This window comes from Lactobacillus sp. UMNPBX19 (assembly GCF_002553805.1).
Lineage (GTDB): Bacteria > Bacillota > Bacilli > Lactobacillales > Lactobacillaceae > Lactobacillus.
Genome location: NZ_PCYR01000002.1, coordinates 62,923 through 82,057, shown reverse-complemented (window position 1 = coordinate 82,057; position 19,135 = coordinate 62,923). Strand labels below are relative to the sequence as shown.

Below are 19,135 nucleotides of genomic sequence, written 5' to 3'. Positions count from 1 at the left end.
CGTAAATAAAAAGCCTCGTTGTTTGCCAAAAACAACGAGGCTTGAAAATCATCAGTAATTAAACCAAATCATATAGCGCTCCCTGGGAACGACCAGGACAGTATGTAAGATATTCTCTTACATCCCAACAAATTAACTTCACGAAAGAAAATTTGTTTCGGCGGTAATCCTAAAATATACTCTCACTGTATTCGCGTACTCAAGTAGATTCTGTGATTATCGCAACCTCTATTGCATTGGGGATTTATTTAACTGATGAAAAGATTAAACGATTTTTAATCTTTTGTCAAATAAATCCGTGATTTTTTTTGATGTCTTTTTTCTTAATGTCTGAAACATAAGGATTACCGCTAACGATGAATCTTAATTTCTTCTGAGCCCATTCAGGATCTGATTGATTAATTCCTACTCTTGGAAGGGCAACAATTTCTTCTATTTCGCGTTTGTGATCGATATCAATATCAAAAGGCGAATCGGCCAAATCAACCAAATCCCATTTACGACTAGTAATCCCTAAGGCTTGCATCATTTTTCCAGGTCCATTAGTCAAAAGCGGCCCCGTTTTACCGCTACGGTTTTTAATCATCGTGTCAATTCCTGTTAGAGGATCGATAGCTCTGATTAATACTCCTTGCGGTTCACCTTCTTCTTGACAAGAAACGTCAAAGAAAAAATATTGCCTTTGGGAATAGATATATAAACTGCCACCCGGACGATATAAGCCCTCATTTGCAGGAGTACGTCTGCCACCATAAGAATGAGCAGCTCGGTCTTTTATACCGACATAAGCTTCTGCTTCAACAATAGTACCAGATAAAATTTCTTTTCCGTTATTGTAAGACAAGGATCTACCTAGTAGGTCTTTACTGATTTCACTTGTAGAACGATTAGTGAAAAATTCTGTGTAATTCATATCAATTTTTCTTTCTAAAAAAGTTGTACACTCATATTTGAAGGGAAATACTAGCAGAGAGTGAGGAATGTAACCATGAATGAAATAAAGGTAGTTAGAATATATGACCATGAACAACCAGCTGGTTATCGAATTTTAGTAGATCGATTATGGCCTAGAGGAATGAGCAAGGTAAAGGCTCATTTGGATGAATGGGATAAAGAAATTGGGCCGACTAATGATTTGAGAAAATGGTTCAATCATGAAGATAATAAATATCCTGAATTCAAGTCTAAGTATATAGCGCAATTGAAAGCTAATCCAGCAACAGCAGCTTTTATTAAAGACATAAAAGAAAAACTAGCCAAAGAAAATGTTCTTTTCCTATATGGAGCTAAAAATAAAAAGTACAACCAAGCAGTTGTACTTAAGGAATTTATTGATCAACAATTAAGTTAAGGCATTTTCTTGCCATGTACATTTTGTCGTACATAGTGAAAAATAATTGTTAAAATAACCGTGCCAAATACAATACCAGCAAAGATTGCATCAGGTAATTTGAAGTTTAATGGTGGTAATGAAATAAGCAATTTAATCGCAATAATTGAGATTAAGACATAGGCCATAGTTTGAAGCTCTGGAATAATTTCCATTAACTTAATAATAATTTCGGCTACGCCACGCATGCATAAAATTCCAATCATTCCACCAACCAGAACTACTACTGGGTTATTTGACATGGCTAAGGCAGCTAAAACCGAATCAATTGAGAAAACAATATCCATTGACTCAATTGAGATCACAGTTCTCCAAAATAAGGAAAGACGGTGCTTTCTTTTTTTGGAGTTCTTTTTCTTATGATTTTCTTTCTTAGCCTCTTCTTTTTTAGCAACTAGTTCAGGGTGCCGAACGTCATAGAAGTACTTGTAAACTAAGTAAAGTAAATATAAGCCCCCTAATAACTTAATTTCCCAGAAATTAATTAAGTAAGTACCAATTCCGATTACAATGAAACGAAATAAATAGGCTCCCCATAAACCATAAACTAGGGATTTTCTCTGTTCATCTTTAGTAGGCAATACCTGTGTTTGAGCGGCTAAGACAACGGCATTATCAACGGAAAGTAAGCATTCCATCAAAATTAGGGTAAGAATCATCATCCAATCTTGACCACTAGTTAAGACGTGAGCCCAATTATTAGCATCAAAAAAAGGTTGATAAAGTTTAATTATCTGCATTTAAATAGCCTTCTTCGAGATTTATTAAACGTTGTTTTTCTTTCTCTCCCATTCTATAACTTCCTACCTTATCTGGAGCTAAAACGACACGATGACTTGGGATAAAAATTAAAGATGGGTTTAAAGCTACTGCATGGGCAACTGATCGAACTGAAGTAGAACCATTGATGGAAGCTGCTAGGTCACGATAGGAAATAGTAGTCCCATATGGAATATTTTCAATCGTTTTTACAACCTTATTTTGAAATGGCGTCCCAAAACTTGAATAATCAATTGGAACAGTAAAAGAACGGCGCTTGCCAGCAAAGTATTCTTTTAATTGTTGAACATAAGGAGCAAGTTTTTCTGAGTCTTGAATCAAAATATGATTAGGATAGAATCCCAAAATGGATGCTTCAATGTTACTATTCTTTGATCCAACAAATGCTAATCCCAAGTTGCTAATGACTAGTTCATAGATCCATGGTTTAATTTCAACAAAATCATAATAGAAAACTTTTGCTTGGGCAAGTGGCATTTAATTCTAACCTTTCTTTTAATTGATATATTAACTGTACCTTATATTGTACAACAAAAAATAACATAAGGAGGAGGGAAACAAATTAAATAAAATGTTAGTTAAAATGATAGCGGTTATATATATAATTTGTCAAATACTTTTTCAGCATTAAAAATAATTGTGGAAACGTCTCTGGGAGCTGGTACGGGAGTGTTGTTGACTACCCAAATTTTGGCATTAGCTTGCCGATAGGCGAGAAGTTGGGCAAAAGGATAAACAACAAAACTTGTTCCAGCAATAATAACTAAATCGCTATCATGAATCTTTTCAACAGATTTTGTGAGAATTTTTTCGTTAATTGGTTCACCGTATAAAACAATCCTGGGACGAATAATTCCCTGATCTTTTTCATGAAGATATGATTTTTTGTAGTTGTCATATGAAATTTTTTCATGACATTTAGTACAGTAGATATTATAAAGATCACCGTGAAATTCTATGACGTGTTTATTGCCAGCTTTTTTATCTAAACCATCTACATTTTGAGTAATTAAAGTTCCATTTTTATTGCAACTAGCAGCAATTTTTTGATGAATAATATTAGGTTTTGCATCTGGAAAATACATATTTCCCATTACGAAGTGATGGAATTTAGCTGGTTGATGAAAAAGAGTTTCTTCACTTAAAATTTGTTCTGGGCTTTCCGAAATCCCATTGTAAATTCCATTTTTTGAACGATAGTCAGGGATATGCGACGGAGTTGAAACGCCTGCACCCGTTAAGTAGGTAATATGATTAGCTGCATTAAGATCAGCTTGAAGTGCAGCAATTTGCTTATCTACATTCATAATTAAAACCTCCTACTATTATTAATTTTCAGCTAAGTCAATTATAGAATGCTGAGAGAAAAAGTGGTATTTGTTATAATTAAAGTAAGATTTTTAACGTTAATAAATACTTTTAGAAGGAAAATTATGTCACTTTTATATATTTCTTTTGATATTTTGCTGATTGGCTATATTTTTTATAGCTGGTATTGGCAAGCAAACATTGATTATAAGGCCCGCTTTAGAAGTTCCTCAGTTATCTGGGCTCTAATTTTTTTACTAATCGGTTTTTATTTAGATTATTTCACTGATCCAACAGTTCTTATGAATGTTTTTATTGCTACATTTTTACTAATGAGCATAATTGATGGTGTTAGTGGGCTAGCTAAGAAGCGTCTAGTTGTAAGTGGATATTTTAAGCGAACAGTTAAGTATAGCGATATTGCTCACGTTACATTAATTACAGTTCCCAATCCTAAAAAGCCAACTGTAATGGCCATCTTTCAAACTAATAATCGTCAGGCTTACTATCTTAGATTCTCACAGCAGGTTAGTGATGTGATTGTTAATATCAGAAAATATCTCGGCTCAAATGTTGGAATAGAAGTCCAATCAATGATGTAAATTTAATAAAAAAGGGTAGATCTCTAAGTACTCATATTGCGAGTAAGGAGGATCTATCCTTTTTATTTTATAGAATGGGAGAAAGTAATCTAGAAAAAGCTTGTTTAAATCGAAGATAACGCGACCAATTATCGGTAATTTCTAAAGTCAATTCTGTACATTTAGCTAAATCTTTTTCAAAAATATGATTTAATTCCCGGGTAATATTTTTATCGTAGAAGACTGCATCAGTCTCAAAGTTTAAGCTATATGACCGAAAGTCTTGATTCATTGATCCAACTGCAGCAAAGCGATCATCAACCATGACGGTTTTTGCGTGAATAAAACCATTGTCATAAACGTAGATCTTTATTCCTTCATGGAGCAGGTAATTTGCGTACCACTGTGTAGCGCGGTAAATAAAGGGATGATCAGGCATTGAAGGAATCATGATACGCACGTCAACGCCTGAATGAGCCGCAATAACCCAAGTGGCAATCATTGGATCGTCTGGAACAAGATAGGGTGTTTGAATCCAGAGTGTTTTTCTAGCCATCATCATCATTCTAATCATGCCATTACGTAAATATGGCGTAGAAGTATCAGGACCATCTGAAACAATTTGAGTTGCAACATCATCTTCTGTTAGCTGATTTTCTTCAATTTTTGGAAATAGTTTTTCATTAAATGAAATTGTCTGATTTTTATCAGTAATTGAAGCATTCCAATCCATTACAAAACGCTCTTGCAGGAGGAGAGAGGCAGAGCCCACTATTCTAAGATGAGTGTCACGCCAGTAACCAAATTTTTTGCTTTTACTGACATATTGGTCGCCAACATTAAAGCCGCCCGTCCAAGATATTCGCCCATCTATAACGACAATTTTACGGTGAAGGTGATAATTCATCCGATACTTTTTAATCATGTTTTGAGATGTGATAAAGGCTACAACTTCACCGCCCAAATCAGTTAAAGGTTTAAACCAAGTCTTTGAAGCTCCAGAAGAACCCCAAGGATCATAGATAAGTCTTACCTTAACACCTTCGCGAGCTTTTTTGATTAATAAATTAAGAAATTTATTACCTAAATCATCATTCATGAAGGAATAATATTCAACATTAACTGTTTCTTGAGCTTGTTCGATGTCTTTAAAAAGAGCTTCAAACTTCTTTTCGCCATCAGTATAAAAACTAATTTTGTTGTTTTTAGAAAGGGGGGAATCGTGTTTAAAGTTAAAGTAATCAATTAAAATTTTGGCTTCTTTAGAAGTGTCTGTTGATCCAGTGGATTTAGGAACACGTGGGATCATCTTATTTACTTTGTTTAAACCAATATGGTTTTGATTGTTAATGGCAAAAAGATTTTCTTGTGATAATCCACGTCCAATAAAACCATATAAAATAAAGCCTAAAATTGGAAAAATTAGTAAAATAATTAACCATGCCCAAGAAGTAGCGACAGATCTTTTTCGGTGGAATACAACATAGAAGGTTAAGATTGTGTTGACAGCCCAAAGAAGTGCCCAAAATTCATTCGAAAAAATAGGTATCCCTCCCAACTAATTAATTATTATCGTTGTTATGGCCTCCAAAAATGAGTAGAAGTCTAAACAATTGTAACATGCTTGTTAAAACGGCTGCGACATATGTTAAAGCTGCTGCAAATAAGACTTTACGGGCCATTGGCATTTCTTGTGGGGATAAAATAGCCCCATTATTTAGCATCCGCAAAGCACGATGAGAAGCATTAAATTCAACCGGTAATGTTACTACTTGGAAAAGCAGAACTAAGGCAAAGCACCAAATACCAATTTTAATTAGGGTTTGGTTCATTCCTAAGACTAATCCTAAAAGAATTAGTGGCATTGATAAATTGGAACCAAGAGAAACAATTGGCACTAATGCGGAACGCATTCTCATTGGGGCATAATCACTAGCGTCTTGCAAGGCATGGCCAACTTCGTGCGCTGCAACGCCAACCGCCGCAATTGAAGAGGAATTATAGACTGATTGTGAAAGACTTAGAACTTTATTGGTGGGATTGTAGTTATCAGTCAACTTGCCGGCAACTTCACGAATTTCTACTTCGTATAGACCAGCTTGATCAAGAATATAACGGGCAGCGGCTTTACCAGTATAGTTTCCTTGATTTCGAACTTGATCATAACGATTAAAAGTTGAATTAACATTCATTGAGGCCCAGCCTGAAATTGCTACACCTAGAATAATCATCCAAAAATATGGGTCATAAAAAAATGGCATATAGTACATAATTATTTTCTTTCTTTATAAAATTAATCACTTAACTTCAAAAACTTGTTAATAATATTAATTACAAAAGGATTATCGTGTAAAACACTGTGCTCAGCGGCATCTCCCCTCACTTCTACTTCTTGAAAGGCATGAGCAACAGGAGCGAGAATGTAGCGAATCGATTTAGCAGAAACAACAGAAATAAACCGATCCGTATTAGTTTCATCTAAAATATTTCCATAAATATTTAAAACTGAAATATTGGGGTTAAAACGTCTCTGATTAAAAAGCATCCCCATATAGGACAGACTCATTAAAATGGGTCGCCCTTTTTCATTAAGACGATTGACGTTAGGCAAATCACCCAAATACATTACTCCATCAAAAGGTCCTGCAATCAAGGCACAGTGATCTAGATGTGGAAAATTTTTTCTTAAGCTAGTTTTCATTTCCGCTTTGATTACTGAAGGAGCTCCTAAGGAATGGGCGACAGCACTATATTTTTTAAAATGATATCTTTTACTTAAATAAGAAAGAGTTGCTCGAAGATAATAAGAACTAGCATAAACACCAGCAATTCGATCCTTAAAAATAAGTTGCACAATGGGCTGCTTATCTGCTGTCCAAGTTCCTTCTAAGATGAAATTACCAAATGGATCAATTGTAGCTTTAAGAAACTTATCAGTGCCTTTTGCCTCACAGGCAGCTTGAACCATTTTATTTGTCGTATAATCTCCTCCGCGAAAACCATGCACATAAAAAACAGGTATCTGCTCCATTGTTGAATCTACTTCTTCAGTAGTCGAGCTGTCTTCAACTTTTCTTTTGTGCATCCGTAGGAGCCAGCGAGTAGGGGTAAAAGTAGCCATTAAACCTAAAAAAGTCATTCGAGCAATGCTAGGCTCTTTGTTTTTATGCTTATTATTTTTTTCGACTTCTTCACTATATTTTTTCTGGATAAAAAACACTCTATTTCCTCCCTTCTTTCTTTGTAATTTTAGCGTTAAAATTATTCTAACATTTTATAGGTTAGAGCAAATGAAGAAGGGAATAATTATGAAATACTACGCAGTAAAAAATGGCCGCACACCAGGTGTTTATCGAACATGGGAAGATGCTAAAAAGCAAGTAGATGGATTCTCTGGTGCAGAGTATAAATCTTTTGAAAAAATCACTGATGCAACTGAATATCTAGATTGGAACAAGGAAACACAACCTGATATTGTTAAAGAAGATTCTTTAAGTAATGCAATTAAAAAAATTAAGTCAGCTAGTGGAGCATCTCAAGCCAACTCTAAGACTTCGGCTGACTATTTTGCCACTATTTACACTGATGGAGGATCTCGAAATACTGGTGTTCATAAAGGCGGTCATGTCAATGAGACCGATAAAGCAGCTTGGGCTTATTTAATTGAATGGGATAATGGACGTACATATGGTTCTGGGGGAGAATTTGGTGCCACAAATAATAAAATGGAGCTACTCGGACTAATCAATGCACTGGAAAAATTAATTGAGCTAAAATTCAATGACAAGCACTTATTGTTTGTTTTAGATTCACAATATGTTTTAAATGGAATCAATAAACACTGGATTGAGGGCTGGAAGAAGCGTGGCTGGAAGAGATCAAATGGGCCTTTGATTAATGCTTCTGAATGGAAGAAACTAGATAGTTTATTGGGACACTTTTCTGACAGTGAATTTAGCTGGACCAAGGGACATGCTGACAATCAAGGAAATAATTTCGTTGATCACGAGCTCAATAAATATATGGATCAAATGAAATAGAAAGTTCAAAAATTCGTAATATCACTAAGAGAGACTATAATCAGAAGTGAAAGCGCATAAACCAATTTAAATGAGGTGATATTATGAAAAAGTTCTTTAAAGTAGTTGGTATTGGTGCAGCAGCTGCTGTAACCAAGAAGCTTATAGATAAAAACAGTAATAGTGGCGAAGATGTAGTTGAAGACGAAGAATCTGATGATAGTACTGAAAATTCGACTGAGACTACTGAGTCAACTGAAACAAACTAATTATTAAAAAATCCGCTTGCTAAATAAAAAAAGTCTGCAATTTTGCAGACTTTTTTGATGCACTTTTTTTAGTAGTTGCTATAATAATAAGTGAAAGACTAGAACGCACGCAGGTACTAGTTTTGACGACGGAGACGACTACAAAGTAGTCGTCTTTTTTTCTTAGGTTTTAGTTTAAGATAATTGCACCGCCAAAGATACCTCTGAACCAGCTAACGATAGAATCGATTAGTTTTTGGAACCAATTTCTAGTTTCTGGAGTATTAAATTTAGAAAAAATGTTTTTAGCCCCTGATTGAATTTGATCAGTTAATTGGCTAGCTTGTTGTTGGAAATTCTTATCCTTTAAGGCACCGGAATTTTTAACTTTGATTAGAACATTGATAATTTGTTCTTTTTGATTGTTAGTAATAGTGTCACCAAGGTGGTTAATGTTAATTTGATTGTTAACAATATCTCTAACTTGGCTATCAGAAATATTTTGACCTTGCTTAGCCATTTCTTTTTTAGCACCAGCAACTGCATTATTTAATTGAGCATCCGAGTAGCCGTCTTTACCTTTATTTTGGCTAGTAATTTTGCTCAAAGTGTTCATTTCAGTTTGTGCCGCATTAATTTGCTTTTGGTTCAAAGAATCACCATTTTTGGCATAGGCTGCATAAACACCGGCTAAAGCACCTGATCCATCAATGGGAGTAGCAGAAGTTACATAAATATCTGCATCAGATATTCCGGCAGTTAGGGCTGCATTTTTATATTGGTTAGCTGTAATAGTTGTAATGTTATTATGACCGTTATAAGGTAAAATATGAACATTAATACCACTACCAGAGCTAGTCTTTTGAACCATGGCACTAGACCAAACGCCGGAGTTATCAGTAAAGTCATAACCAGACGGATTAAGGTATTTTACAAGATCGGATCCAGTAATGGTAATGGTAGTATAATTAGCGCCATTTAATGATTGGGTTAAGGTATCAATCGTGCCTTGTTTTTGAGAGGCAGTCAGGGATGTACCTAATGTTACAACAGGAGTGTCATTATCATCGGCTTTAGCAGTTTTAGTATTAGTAATGGCACTTAGCCCTAAGATTCCACTTGATAAGATAGCAACAAGTGTAGTCAGTATTTTTTTCATAATAAAATTTTCTCCTTATGAAATATACTCATTTGATAGCTATATTATAACCTAAATAGTTAACTGAATTATGTAAATAAGTATTAAGATGTTATAATCATAAGCAAAAGGAGGCAGACGCCGTGTTACGCCAGCCAATGTTAACGGTAATTATGCCCGTCTACAATATGGAAAAGTATTTAGGTCGGGCACTTGACGCTTTAGCTAAACAAAAAGATAGAAATTTTAAATTACTAATTGTTAATGACGGATCAAAGGATAGAACTCGTGAAATAGCCGAGTCATACCGGGATCGGTTTCTTTATTTTGATATTATTAATAAGAAAAATGGAGGGCTTTCTGACGCTAGAAATGTTGGAATGACTCACGTAACTACACCATATTTTACTTTTCATGATGGAGATGATTGGGTAGATTCAGGCTATACTGCCTACTTTGTCAGAGCCTTTGGTGAGCATCCAGATGTTGATATTGTTTCTTGTGGTTTTTGGATTGATTCAGAAAAACGTCATGAGAGTCATCCTGTAGGAAACAAGCAAAGTGGTGGGCTAATTGACAAAAGAGAGGCTTATTTAAAGATGACTAATGTATTTGGGTCCCCTGTTAAGGGTTATACCTGGAATAAGGGATACAAAATTAGCATCATTAAAAAGTATCACTTGCGATTTGTAGAAGATCTGGCATTCATGGAAGATCAGATTTTCAATGTTAAATATGTGTCTTTGACTAATGGCTTTTACTATAGCTCAACGCCTTATTATCATTATTGGCAGCGAGCAGATAGCATGGTTCACGACCTTAATCCAAAGAAAATACCTGATAATTTTAGAGCAAATTATCGGGTTTGGCGCCAAATTATTAAAAGTTTGATGGTAGAGCGTGAGACTCAAAAGGAAAGTAAAAAAATCGTCAAAAAGGCATCTTTAAGCGATTTTGACCATCAAGATTTATAAGAACTTACAACTAAAGGAATCAATATGAAAGTAAAAGTTAATGGGGTAAAAATTTACTATCAAAAATTAGGTAAAGGACATCCCTTAATTTTATTGCATGGACATCATCAAGACGGTGGGATCTTTGATAAGCTAGTTGCGCCCCTTTCTTTATATTATACTGTGGTAGTTCCTGACATGCGTGGTCATGGACTAAGTGAAGGAGAGGCTAGTGAACACTATCAAACAGAAGTAGAAGACTTACGGGTCTTTATTAACGCACTTAAGTTAGATAAGCCATATATCTTAGGTTTTGGCTCCGGTGGTTTAGTAGCCCTTTCTTTAGCTGCGCAAGCTCCAGAATTAGTTTTTAAAGTAATAGTTGCAGGTACTTATGTTAATGGAAATGGTGTGAACGCAAAACATATTGCTGCTAATACAATTCGTGGATTTTTTAAAGGGGATCGAGATAGTAAGGTTGCTTTAAGAGAAAGTCATATCCCTGTTGAAACACTAAAGCGAATAAAAACTCCTACTCTATGTGTAGTTGGAGAAAGAGATTGGGTTAAAGTCGAACATGTTCGTTGGTATAGTCAATTATTACCTAATTGTCGCTTAGTCTTAATGCCGCGTCAAACTCACTACAGTTATGTTGTTCATAGCTTAAAATTATTAGATTTAATTAAAGATTTTTGTAAAGAGGACTAGTTTACTAGTCCTCTTTTTCTTTTTGTACTTAAATCAGATAGAATTAATATATAAAGTATAAATTAACGAGTCAGAGGATAAGGATTATGAAAGAAATAGTAGTGCAGGGAATGAATGGAGAAATGGTAGTAGAGGGAGATAAGATTACTGTGAAGCATACAGGACCTTTATTTTTAGGTAAGCGTGAAGTAGTGTTAGATATTCATAGTCTGCAAGCAGTAGTTTATAAAAAAGCACATCTATTAATTAACGGCTTTCTAAAATTAGTACCTAAAGGAGATAATCCCATGCTTTATCAAACTGCCACCTTACATCAAATGGGGAAAGACGAGCTAGCCATTATTTTACGTGCTTTTGAAAATACAAACCCACAAGATGCAGAAGATTTTTATACTTATGTTGTTGGTCGTTTAGATCAAATTAAGGCAGCTGAAAATAATCATTTATAATCTACAGCTGAAAAGTAGAGCAAAATAGGAATTTTTCGTTATAATAAGAATAGCTGTTAATTTTACAAGGAAGGGCAAATTAATGAAAAAAGAAGAATTGCACGAAATGTTGCACCCAATGAAATTAATCGGACTTGGTGGAAACCAAGCTCTAGCAGAAAGAATTGCGGCTGCTTTAGATAAGCCATTACTTGAAACTGCTGTTCAACACTTTAGTGATGGAGAAATTCAAGTAAACATTACAGAAAGTGTTAGAGGTTGTGATGTCTACGTAATTCAATCTATTCAAGATCCTGTGAATGAAAACTTCATGGAATTAATGATTGTATTGGATGCTTTACATCGTGCATCTGCTCACTCTGTTAACGTAGTAATTCCTTATATGGCATATTCTCGTCAAGATACTAAGAATCGTTCACGTGAACCAATTACTGCAAAATTATTGGCTAACTTGCTTCAATTGACTGATATTGATGATTTAATTGCAGTTGATTTACATGCATCTCAAATTCAAGGTTTCTACAATATCCCAGTTGATCACTTACATGCGATGCCAATTTTAGCTCAATACTTCTTAGATAATGGTATTGCAAGTAAGGAAAATGATGATGTAGTAGTTGTTTCTCCTGATCACTCTGGTGCAAAACTTGCACGTACTTTTGGTTCATACTTCGATGCTCCAATTGCTATTGTTGATCAACGCGGTGCACGTTATGACGCAGAAGCTCATGATATGATTGGAGACGTTAAAGACAAGACAGTCATTATCGTTGATGACTTGATTGATACTGGTTCTAGAGTTGCTTCTTCAACTAGATCAGTCTTAGCTGCCGGTGCTAAGAAGGTTTATGTTGCTGCAACTCACGCACTACTTTCTCAAAATGCGATCGATGTATTGAACGAATTGCCAGTAGAACAAATCGTAGTAACTGATACTATTAAGCACAAGAAGTACCCAGATAGAATGGTTCGTTTATCTGTAGCACGTTTACTTGCTAAAGGTATTGATTACATTTACAACGATAAGTCAATTCACCAAATTTTTGATGAACAAAACAGAATTCAAGGCTAATTCACATTAAAATTTAATATTAAAAAAACGACTGATCTTAGTTTATAGCTGATATCAGTCGTTTTTTGATATAAAAATGAAAAAATAGATTGATTATTAAAGTAAAAGCTAATATAATTAAAACAAATTTAATAAAATTTAAATATAGGAGGTAATAAAATGAAACTAACAAGAGTTATTACTGCCGTAGGTGTTGTAGGACTGGGCATATGTGCACTAGGTTTAAGTGCAACTAAAGCTTCAGCAGCCCAAGTAAGTAGAGTAGAAGTAAAGTCTGTTGCTGGTAGTTGGCAAAATACGATTTTAGGACCTGCACAAAGTTATATTGGAGGCGGTGGAGGATATAGTAGAGGCTTTGACGATGGTTCTTGGCGTCACCCATAAATATTATATTCTTGAGAAATAAAGAGGGAAATTCACAAGTTTTCCTCTTTATTTCTTACTTACTAAAAATTCAGGTGATATTCGTGACGAAAATGAATGTTTTAAAAATCCAGCTTTATATCAATCTTGTACTAGCTCTACTTCTAATTTTTAGATATCATGATATTTACTTTGAAGTATACTTAGTAATTTTAATTCTCGCGTTATTAGTAAGAAAAAATAAAAAAATATTTCAATTGATAAGTATTATTTTTCTTCCGGTAATTTTTGTTGATCAACTTACTTATTCTATGCGTTTATTAATTGAAATTTTACCTAACATGAGCGTAATTATCTATATTCTCTATCTTGCTGGACTATTAGTTGTAATCATTCCCGTCACAAAAGAAGCATATGGAGTAATAAAAAATCCACTTTTTCAATTGCTTGCAACTATTTGGTTTACCACTGTAATAGCTGGATCGAGTCCGGCTAAATTGGAAAATTTAGAACCAAATACACTTTTATATGGATTAAATAATTCAGCAATAATTTATGGATTACCAGTCTTTATTTATGTATACGTTGTAATTAGGGAGTGGGGATATAGATTTCATTTTAATTTACCTTTTAATTTTTCTAATAAAAGAAACGTAATTGTATTAATAATAGCTGTAGTTTTGGCTATTTGGATTAGTCTATTCTCTGTCTTTAGTTATTTGGCGCGTTCATGGAGTGAAGTTTTCTGGAATTGGGACCTTTCTTTGATTAATCCATCAAAATCTTACAGAATTGAAAATATTTGGGAATTATTTTTCAGTTGTGGGCGAGCAGGAATAATTGAAGAAAATGAACGATACATTAATCTTCTGCTTCTTTTAGCTATTTTTAGGAAGAGTAGAAGACGTATTGAATGGGCAATTATAATTAGTAGCTTAATTTTTGCGTCACTTCACATTTTAAATGTTTTAAGTAGACCGCCTTATGAGACTCCTATAAAAGATGTAGGATATCAAATTGTTAGTGCCTTTGGTGTCGGGTGCTTTTTGGCAGTTTTATTACTCTATACCGGGAAGTTATGGTTAACGATGTTGCTCCATGCATTCATAGATGTAGTGGCTTTTTCTATAACATCCATAGGAATAATTGGAAATTCTGCTATTTTAAGTTTTTTTGAACAAACAATATTGTCTTTAGCTTGTTGGTTAATTTTAGCGGTTTTGCTTTTTATCAGGAATAAAGATTTAATCAATCATAACGTTCAAATTTTAATTAAAAACCAAAGCCTAATTTGACAATTTCCTCATGCAAGTTATAATACAAACAAATAAAATAGCCAATTAATTGACTATACAAGAATTTTAATTTCATAAAAAGAAATGTCTCTAGTATATGTTAAATACTAGGGGCATTTTTGTCTTTAAGGGGGGACTACTACAAAATGGATGAAAAGGAGAAGCTAAAAAGGTCACTTAAGAGCCGTCATGTAACAATGATTGCAATTGGTGGAGCGATCGGTACTGGATTATTTTTAGGGTCTGGTACAGCTATTCAAAGTGCTGGTCCATCAATTATCTTATCTTATTTGATCGTTGGTATTATTAGCTTTTTTATGATGAGAGCTTTAGGAGAATTAATTTTAGAAGATCCTGAGCAACACTCATTTATTGAATCAGTAAAAAAATATCTTGGAAATAGAATGGAATTTGTTGCGGGATGGACTTACTGGCTATGCTGGCTTAGTTTAGCGATGGCTGACTTAACTGCAACGGGAATTTATTTGAAATATTGGTTTAAAGATTTGCCTCAATGGGTAGGACCACTAGTAATTGTGATTTTGTTAATGTTAGTTAACATGGTTAATGTGGGTCTATTTGGAGAGCTTGAGAGTTGGTTTTCCATGATTAAAGTTTTAGCTATCTTAGCTTTGATCATTACGGGGCTAATTCTTTTAATTATGCATACTAAAATCGATTCTAGAACCGTTTCGCTAAGTAACTTGGTAAACTATGGTGGCTTTTTTCCAACAGGATCCTGGGGCTTTCTGAAGTCATTCCAGATGGTAGTTTTTGCATTTGTAGGAATTGAAATTGTGGGCTTGACAGCTGGTGAAACAGCTAATCCTGATAAAGATATTCCCAAGGCAATAAATACTTTGCCAGTTAGAATTGGATTATTTTATGTTGGCTCAATGATTGCTATTATGGCAGTTTATCCATGGAATAAGATTGTTACTACAACAAGTCCGTTTGTACAAGTTTTTGGAGCAATTGGTATTCCAGCAGCTGCCGGAATTTTGAACTTTGTTGTTTTAACAGCAGCAATGTCAGCGACAAATAGTGCAATTTTTTCAACTAGTCGATCCTTATATGCTCTATCTCGCGGAAATAATGCACCTAAGAGATTCGGCAAGTTAAGTAAAAAGGCTGTTCCGAATAATGCCTTAACATTTTCATCTTTGATTCTATTCATTGTAGTAATTCTTAACTATATTATGCCGGCTCAAGTTTTTGATATTATTTCTAGTGTTTCAACAATTAACTTTATTATGGTTTGGATAATCATTATGTGGACTCACTTGAAGTATCGAGCAGAAAATAAGGTACAACTTGGCAAGTTTAGAATGCCCGGTTTTCCGATAACGAGCTGGATTACAATAATTTTCTATTTAGTAATTTTAGTAATATTGGCCCTAATTCCAGCAACTAGACTACCATTAATTATTTCAATTATTTTTATTCTGGCTTTAGCCTTAAGTTATACTCTTTTAGCGAGAAGAAAAAGTAAATAGTGAGAAGAAACTGACGGACAAGGCGTCAGTTTTTTATATAGGATTAATTTAAAAAAATAAATCCTAATTCGTTATTAGTAATAGGACTTGGTATAATAATTGTAATTAACACTATGAAAACGCTATACTGTATAGGAATAGAATAAATAGTACGAGGAAAAAGATATGGCAAGACAAAAAAATTTAGTAAGACGGCATGAAATATTACGCAATACTTTTATCCTTCTGAAAAAGAGAGGGATGGAGAATGTATCGCTGCAAATGATTGCAGATAAGTCGGGGATTTCTAAATCATTGCTCCAATCTTACTACCCACATAAAAATTTGTTAATTACAGAAATTGTTACCAACTTTATGACCGCTGTGTTAAAGAGTTTAAATGCGACTGATTTTAAAGAATTAAATACATATTCTAAAATGAAAATTTTTATTTATTTAATTTTAGAACAAGGTATTCAAGATGAAGGAGTAGAGCGTGTAGTTAAAAGTATTTTAAGTGATAGTGATTCCTTAGATTGCTGGAGTCAAATTCTTGACGATTGGCTTAGAAATGAAGGGGTTAAGCATGAGCTTGGAAGTGACCGTCAGGTTCAGATTGGCTTAAATTTTATTGTCACAGCTGGCGGAAGTTTATACATAAAACGTGCTGAATTGGATTTAGATGCAGATCAAATTTCTGATATAATGGTAAAAACTTTTATGTCAACATTTCTATCAATGGATGAGTCTAAGATAGATCAAACAATTGATGAGGCAAAATCTGCTTTACAAAAATATGAACTAGCTACTTTGACCCAAACAATTAATGAGATGTTTGACAATTAATTTTTAAGGAAGGTCTAGGAAATGGCAGTACGCACACGCAGTGAGTTACGTAGAATTGATCAAGCTCAAACTGTGCATGATAAAAGATCCTTTGGAATTGCAATCTTTACAATTGTGGTCTTATTTTTTGGCTTAGTAACTTTTATGAATCCAATTTTTATGAAGAGTCAAATTGCAAAGGAAAGCAACGGAGTAGTAGCTGAACGATATATTAATCATAAATTTGATAATTTCGCTGCGGCAATTGGTGCTGATAGAAGTAGTAATAATAGCACTAATAATCTTCTTACCGTTGAACAAACAAGACCAATTGCAGATGCGATGATTGATTATACTTTGGGCATCCATCTATTTAGAGCTGAAAATTCAAGTTTAGCTGGTCAAATTAGAAAAATTATATTAACAAAAATAGATGATAATTCTTCCATGGAAGCCAAATCAGTACAAGAAAAGCTTAGGAAGAATAAAAATAGTGGTCTATATGCAATTATAACGAGTTTTGGCTTAGCAAATGCCACCTTAATGGCAAACGTTGAAATAGTGTTGTTAGTTTTGAGCATTTTGATAATTATTTTTGTAGGTATCTTAGCTTATCAGCAAATTAAAAGATTGCACGAAATTGTTTCAACTCGACGTTTAATTCAGATGGTTGCTGCTGGAGGGATGAGAGCAGCAATTTGTATGATTGTGATCTTTGGATTACTAGCATTTATTCCAACAATTTTTGATGTTGAAAGTTTTATTTTAAATATTGGTTATTTTTTAGAAGTAGCTAGTGGCATTTTCTTGGAATTAGTAATTGTTGGTGTAGTTTTGTTTGTAATTAGTACTATTACTTGGCAAATTACTAGCGCTGAATAAAATTTTAATAAGCACACAAAAAAAGGTCTCAGGTTAAAACCTGAGACCTTTTTTTGGGAAATGGCGCTGGATTGGATGATCTTAATTGTATTAAAGTAAGTGTAAAGTAGTTAGGGTATAAAATAATTGTAATATGCAACAGCCATAATGGCTCTTGTAAGGGTCCTCAACCATTTCTCAATACTTATTTTTACAGTAATTAAGCTTTAAATCAAGTTGAAACCATTAATTATTCTTAAATTGCAAATTAGTTACTTTATAAGATCTTTTAAAGTATACGCGTGGTGCTAGTTAAATCGTTTTAGTTAATAAAAAAGTCCAATTAGACTAGACTCAAGTTGTAAGTAATTTAAATAGAAAAGAGTCTGATCTAATTGAACTATCTCAAGCTTAAGCGTTTTTCTCACCATTTACAAGTTAGTTTTAATCGGTTAAATGTAATTTGTCGCTCGCTATATAAGCTTTATGCGCCTGATGGACTTAAACATCGTAAAAATGTTGATCAGACCAAGCTTCCTGATAGTTCTATCTTAGCGATGCTCATTTGGCAAACTGAAATTGGGATTGAGTCTCAACGAAGATTTTGTAAATTCTTTGTTGGCTTGTCTCATTCTCGCTTTAATCGGCGAGCTCGGATGCTCTTGCCTCTAATTCGTTGTATCCGTCAGGCTTGGAATCAAGAAGTAAAGACAGCTGGAGAATTTTTGATTATTGATAGTTTCCCAGTGCCAGTTTGCCAGCCTGTTCGCAATTATCGTGTCAAGATCTTTCGGGGCGTAGCTGATATTGGTTATAAAGCAACCAAGAAAGTCTATTATTATGGCTTCAAGGTCCACGCAATAGTAAGCGATGATGGCTATCTGCTTAACTATGCAGTTACTAAAGCGTCAGTACATGATGCCAAAGAGACAGTAGAATTGATGATCAATGCTCATCCAGCCAACCATTATCTTTTAGGAGATGAAGGTTATTTAGGCAAAAATCTAGCTACTAATCTAAAGCGCATGGGATATGTGCTTTGGATGCCATATCGTAAAACTATGCAAGGAGCTAGAAGGCATAATGATCATCAATTGATGGCAATTAGAAGAAGCATTGAAAGCGACTTTTCTTTGCTTAGTTATTACAACGCTGAGAATAATCGAGCAAGAAGTCCAGTAGGCTTTCAACAGCGGCTAGAAATAGCTATTTTAGCTTATAATATGGCATATTGTCTAGAACGATTTAACTAGCACCACGCGTGATCTAGATAATTCTGGTAATATTTATATTACTAGTCAAAAATCACCAAGTTTAAGTAATGGTTCATGGTCATACTATCACAAGGAAATTGTAAAGATTCCATTTTATGCTCGTAATGACCAATCTCAATGGGAAAATGTAAATTTAAGTGCATTTGGTGGATTAGATATTTCAGGTGAACATAGTGAAGTTGAAAGTATCCAAATCATTGATGAGAATCACGGTTACTTAATTGTTGCATACCATGCTAATGTTAACGGTAAAAATAAAACTGTTTCAAATAAGGTTTATGAATTAGCTTGGGACTAAATTTCAGATATCAAGATTAATTGAAAAAAGTATAGCTTTTGTCTTTACCTTTTATGTGTATAGAATAAAATATGTACAAATCGAATAAAACGGTTTCA

22 protein-coding genes, 1 pseudogene and 1 riboswitch are annotated in these 19,135 nt (G+C 34.1%); of the genes and pseudogenes, 15 read left to right on the top strand and 8 right to left on the bottom strand.

The genetic code is table 11. The features are described 5' to 3' along the window. Window positions 1–65: 65 nt before the first annotated feature. Window positions 66–239, bottom strand: a riboswitch (Lysine riboswitch). Between the two features lie 47 nt (window positions 240–286). Beyond that, window positions 287–913: a DNA-3-methyladenine glycosylase gene (locus CP370_RS01230; RefSeq protein WP_087713395.1), complete on the bottom strand. Its 627-nt coding sequence runs from the start codon at window positions 911–913 to the stop codon at window positions 287–289. Between the two features lie 75 nt (window positions 914–988). Here CP370_RS01230 and CP370_RS01225 point away from each other — a divergent pair, with 75 nt between their 5' ends. Next, window positions 989–1,351 carry a DUF488 domain-containing protein gene (locus CP370_RS01225; protein WP_087713394.1) on the top strand — a complete coding sequence of 121 codons (363 nt, stop codon included), beginning with the start codon at window positions 989–991 and terminating at the stop codon, window positions 1,349–1,351. Here the strand turns inward: CP370_RS01225 and CP370_RS01220 are convergent. The 3 genes from CP370_RS01220 to CP370_RS01210 form a co-directional block, all read right to left on the bottom strand. Then, a complete protein-coding gene (locus CP370_RS01220) occupies window positions 1,348–2,130 on the bottom strand; it encodes a TerC family protein (RefSeq protein WP_087713393.1) in 783 nt (260 codons plus the stop codon). The genes CP370_RS01225 and CP370_RS01220 overlap by 4 nt on opposite strands. Then, on the bottom strand, window positions 2,117–2,647 hold the full coding sequence (locus CP370_RS01215) for a methylated-DNA--[protein]-cysteine S-methyltransferase (RefSeq protein ID WP_087713392.1): 531 nt from the start codon (window positions 2,645–2,647) through the stop codon (window positions 2,117–2,119). The genes CP370_RS01220 and CP370_RS01215 overlap by 14 nt, the downstream gene beginning before the upstream one ends. Before the next feature lie 116 nt (window positions 2,648–2,763). Beyond that, window positions 2,764–3,477, bottom strand: coding sequence for an NAD-dependent protein deacylase (locus tag CP370_RS01210; protein ID WP_087713391.1), 714 nt, complete (start codon window positions 3,475–3,477; stop codon window positions 2,764–2,766). Window positions 3,478–3,603: 126 nt separating this feature from the next. On the opposite strand from CP370_RS01210, the gene CP370_RS01205 reads away from it, so the two are divergent. Then, window positions 3,604–4,080: a hypothetical protein gene (locus tag CP370_RS01205; RefSeq protein ID WP_004898523.1), complete on the top strand. Its 477-nt coding sequence runs from the start codon at window positions 3,604–3,606 to the stop codon at window positions 4,078–4,080. A gap of 67 nt (window positions 4,081–4,147) precedes the next feature. On the opposite strand, the gene cls is transcribed toward CP370_RS01205, so the two are convergent. The 3 genes from cls to CP370_RS01190 are packed head-to-tail and all read right to left on the bottom strand — an operon-like array spanning window position 4,148 to window position 7,279. After that, entirely contained in the window at window positions 4,148–5,617 is a 1,470-nt protein-coding gene (cls, locus tag CP370_RS01200; protein WP_087713390.1) for a cardiolipin synthase, read from the bottom strand. A gap of 4 nt (window positions 5,618–5,621) precedes the next feature. After that, entirely contained in the window at window positions 5,622–6,329 is a 708-nt protein-coding gene (locus tag CP370_RS01195; RefSeq protein WP_012845474.1) for a zinc metallopeptidase, read from the bottom strand. Window positions 6,330–6,352: 23 nt separating this feature from the next. Continuing rightward, window positions 6,353–7,279 (bottom strand): alpha/beta hydrolase, encoded by a 927-nt coding sequence (locus tag CP370_RS01190; protein WP_087713389.1) that lies wholly within the window; start codon window positions 7,277–7,279, stop codon window positions 6,353–6,355. Between the two features lie 88 nt (window positions 7,280–7,367). Here CP370_RS01190 and CP370_RS01185 point away from each other — a divergent pair, with 88 nt between their 5' ends. Beyond that, on the top strand, window positions 7,368–8,099 hold the full coding sequence (locus CP370_RS01185; RefSeq protein WP_011161329.1) for a ribonuclease H family protein: 732 nt from the start codon (window positions 7,368–7,370) through the stop codon (window positions 8,097–8,099). Between the two features lie 83 nt (window positions 8,100–8,182). Beyond that, window positions 8,183–8,347 (top strand): hypothetical protein, encoded by a 165-nt coding sequence (locus CP370_RS09820; RefSeq protein WP_180707145.1) that lies wholly within the window; start codon window positions 8,183–8,185, stop codon window positions 8,345–8,347. 169 nt (window positions 8,348–8,516) lie between these two features. Here the strand turns inward: CP370_RS09820 and CP370_RS01180 are convergent, their stop codons facing one another. Continuing rightward, window positions 8,517–9,485 (bottom strand): DUF1002 domain-containing protein, encoded by a 969-nt coding sequence (locus CP370_RS01180; protein WP_011161330.1) that lies wholly within the window; start codon window positions 9,483–9,485, stop codon window positions 8,517–8,519. A 122-nt stretch (window positions 9,486–9,607) separates the two neighbouring features. On the opposite strand from CP370_RS01180, the gene CP370_RS01175 reads away from it, so the two are divergent. The 11 genes and pseudogenes from CP370_RS01175 to CP370_RS01125 all read left to right on the top strand — a co-directional run. After that, window positions 9,608–10,438 (top strand): glycosyltransferase family 2 protein, encoded by an 831-nt coding sequence (locus CP370_RS01175; RefSeq protein WP_087713388.1) that lies wholly within the window; start codon window positions 9,608–9,610, stop codon window positions 10,436–10,438. A 24-nt stretch (window positions 10,439–10,462) separates the two neighbouring features. After that, window positions 10,463–11,125 carry an alpha/beta fold hydrolase gene (locus CP370_RS01170; RefSeq protein WP_087284378.1) on the top strand — a complete coding sequence of 221 codons (663 nt, stop codon included), beginning with the start codon at window positions 10,463–10,465 and terminating at the stop codon, window positions 11,123–11,125. Between the two features lie 86 nt (window positions 11,126–11,211). Continuing rightward, complete coding sequence (locus tag CP370_RS01165) at window positions 11,212–11,574, top strand: hypothetical protein (protein ID WP_004896146.1); 363 nt, start codon at window positions 11,212–11,214, stop codon at window positions 11,572–11,574. 82 nt (window positions 11,575–11,656) lie between these two features. Beyond that, window positions 11,657–12,646, top strand: a complete 990-nt coding sequence (locus CP370_RS01160; RefSeq protein WP_004896145.1) for a ribose-phosphate pyrophosphokinase — start codon at window positions 11,657–11,659, stop codon at window positions 12,644–12,646. A 159-nt stretch (window positions 12,647–12,805) separates the two neighbouring features. After that, on the top strand, window positions 12,806–13,030 hold the full coding sequence (locus tag CP370_RS01155) for a 5'-nucleotidase (RefSeq protein ID WP_087713387.1): 225 nt from the start codon (window positions 12,806–12,808) through the stop codon (window positions 13,028–13,030). A 92-nt stretch (window positions 13,031–13,122) separates the two neighbouring features. After that, complete coding sequence (locus CP370_RS01150; protein WP_087713467.1) at window positions 13,123–14,304, top strand: CPBP family intramembrane glutamic endopeptidase; 1,182 nt, start codon at window positions 13,123–13,125, stop codon at window positions 14,302–14,304. A gap of 146 nt (window positions 14,305–14,450) precedes the next feature. Continuing rightward, window positions 14,451–15,800 carry an amino acid permease gene (locus tag CP370_RS01145; protein ID WP_087713386.1) on the top strand — a complete coding sequence of 450 codons (1,350 nt, stop codon included), beginning with the start codon at window positions 14,451–14,453 and terminating at the stop codon, window positions 15,798–15,800. A gap of 165 nt (window positions 15,801–15,965) precedes the next feature. Then, complete coding sequence (locus CP370_RS01140; protein WP_087284390.1) at window positions 15,966–16,625, top strand: TetR/AcrR family transcriptional regulator; 660 nt, start codon at window positions 15,966–15,968, stop codon at window positions 16,623–16,625. 21 nt (window positions 16,626–16,646) lie between these two features. Then, window positions 16,647–17,486, top strand: coding sequence for a hypothetical protein (locus CP370_RS01135; RefSeq protein ID WP_087713385.1), 840 nt, complete (start codon window positions 16,647–16,649; stop codon window positions 17,484–17,486). A 374-nt stretch (window positions 17,487–17,860) separates the two neighbouring features. Next, the gene (locus CP370_RS01130) at window positions 17,861–18,718 is read left to right on the top strand and encodes an IS982 family transposase (protein WP_012845484.1); all 858 of its coding nucleotides are present in this window, start codon (window positions 17,861–17,863) and stop codon (window positions 18,716–18,718) included. Between the two features lie 22 nt (window positions 18,719–18,740). Further along, window positions 18,741–19,037 (top strand): annotated as a pseudogene (locus tag CP370_RS01125) (helveticin J family class III bacteriocin); the annotation flags it as partial. Between the last annotated feature and the right edge of the window lie 98 nt (window positions 19,038–19,135).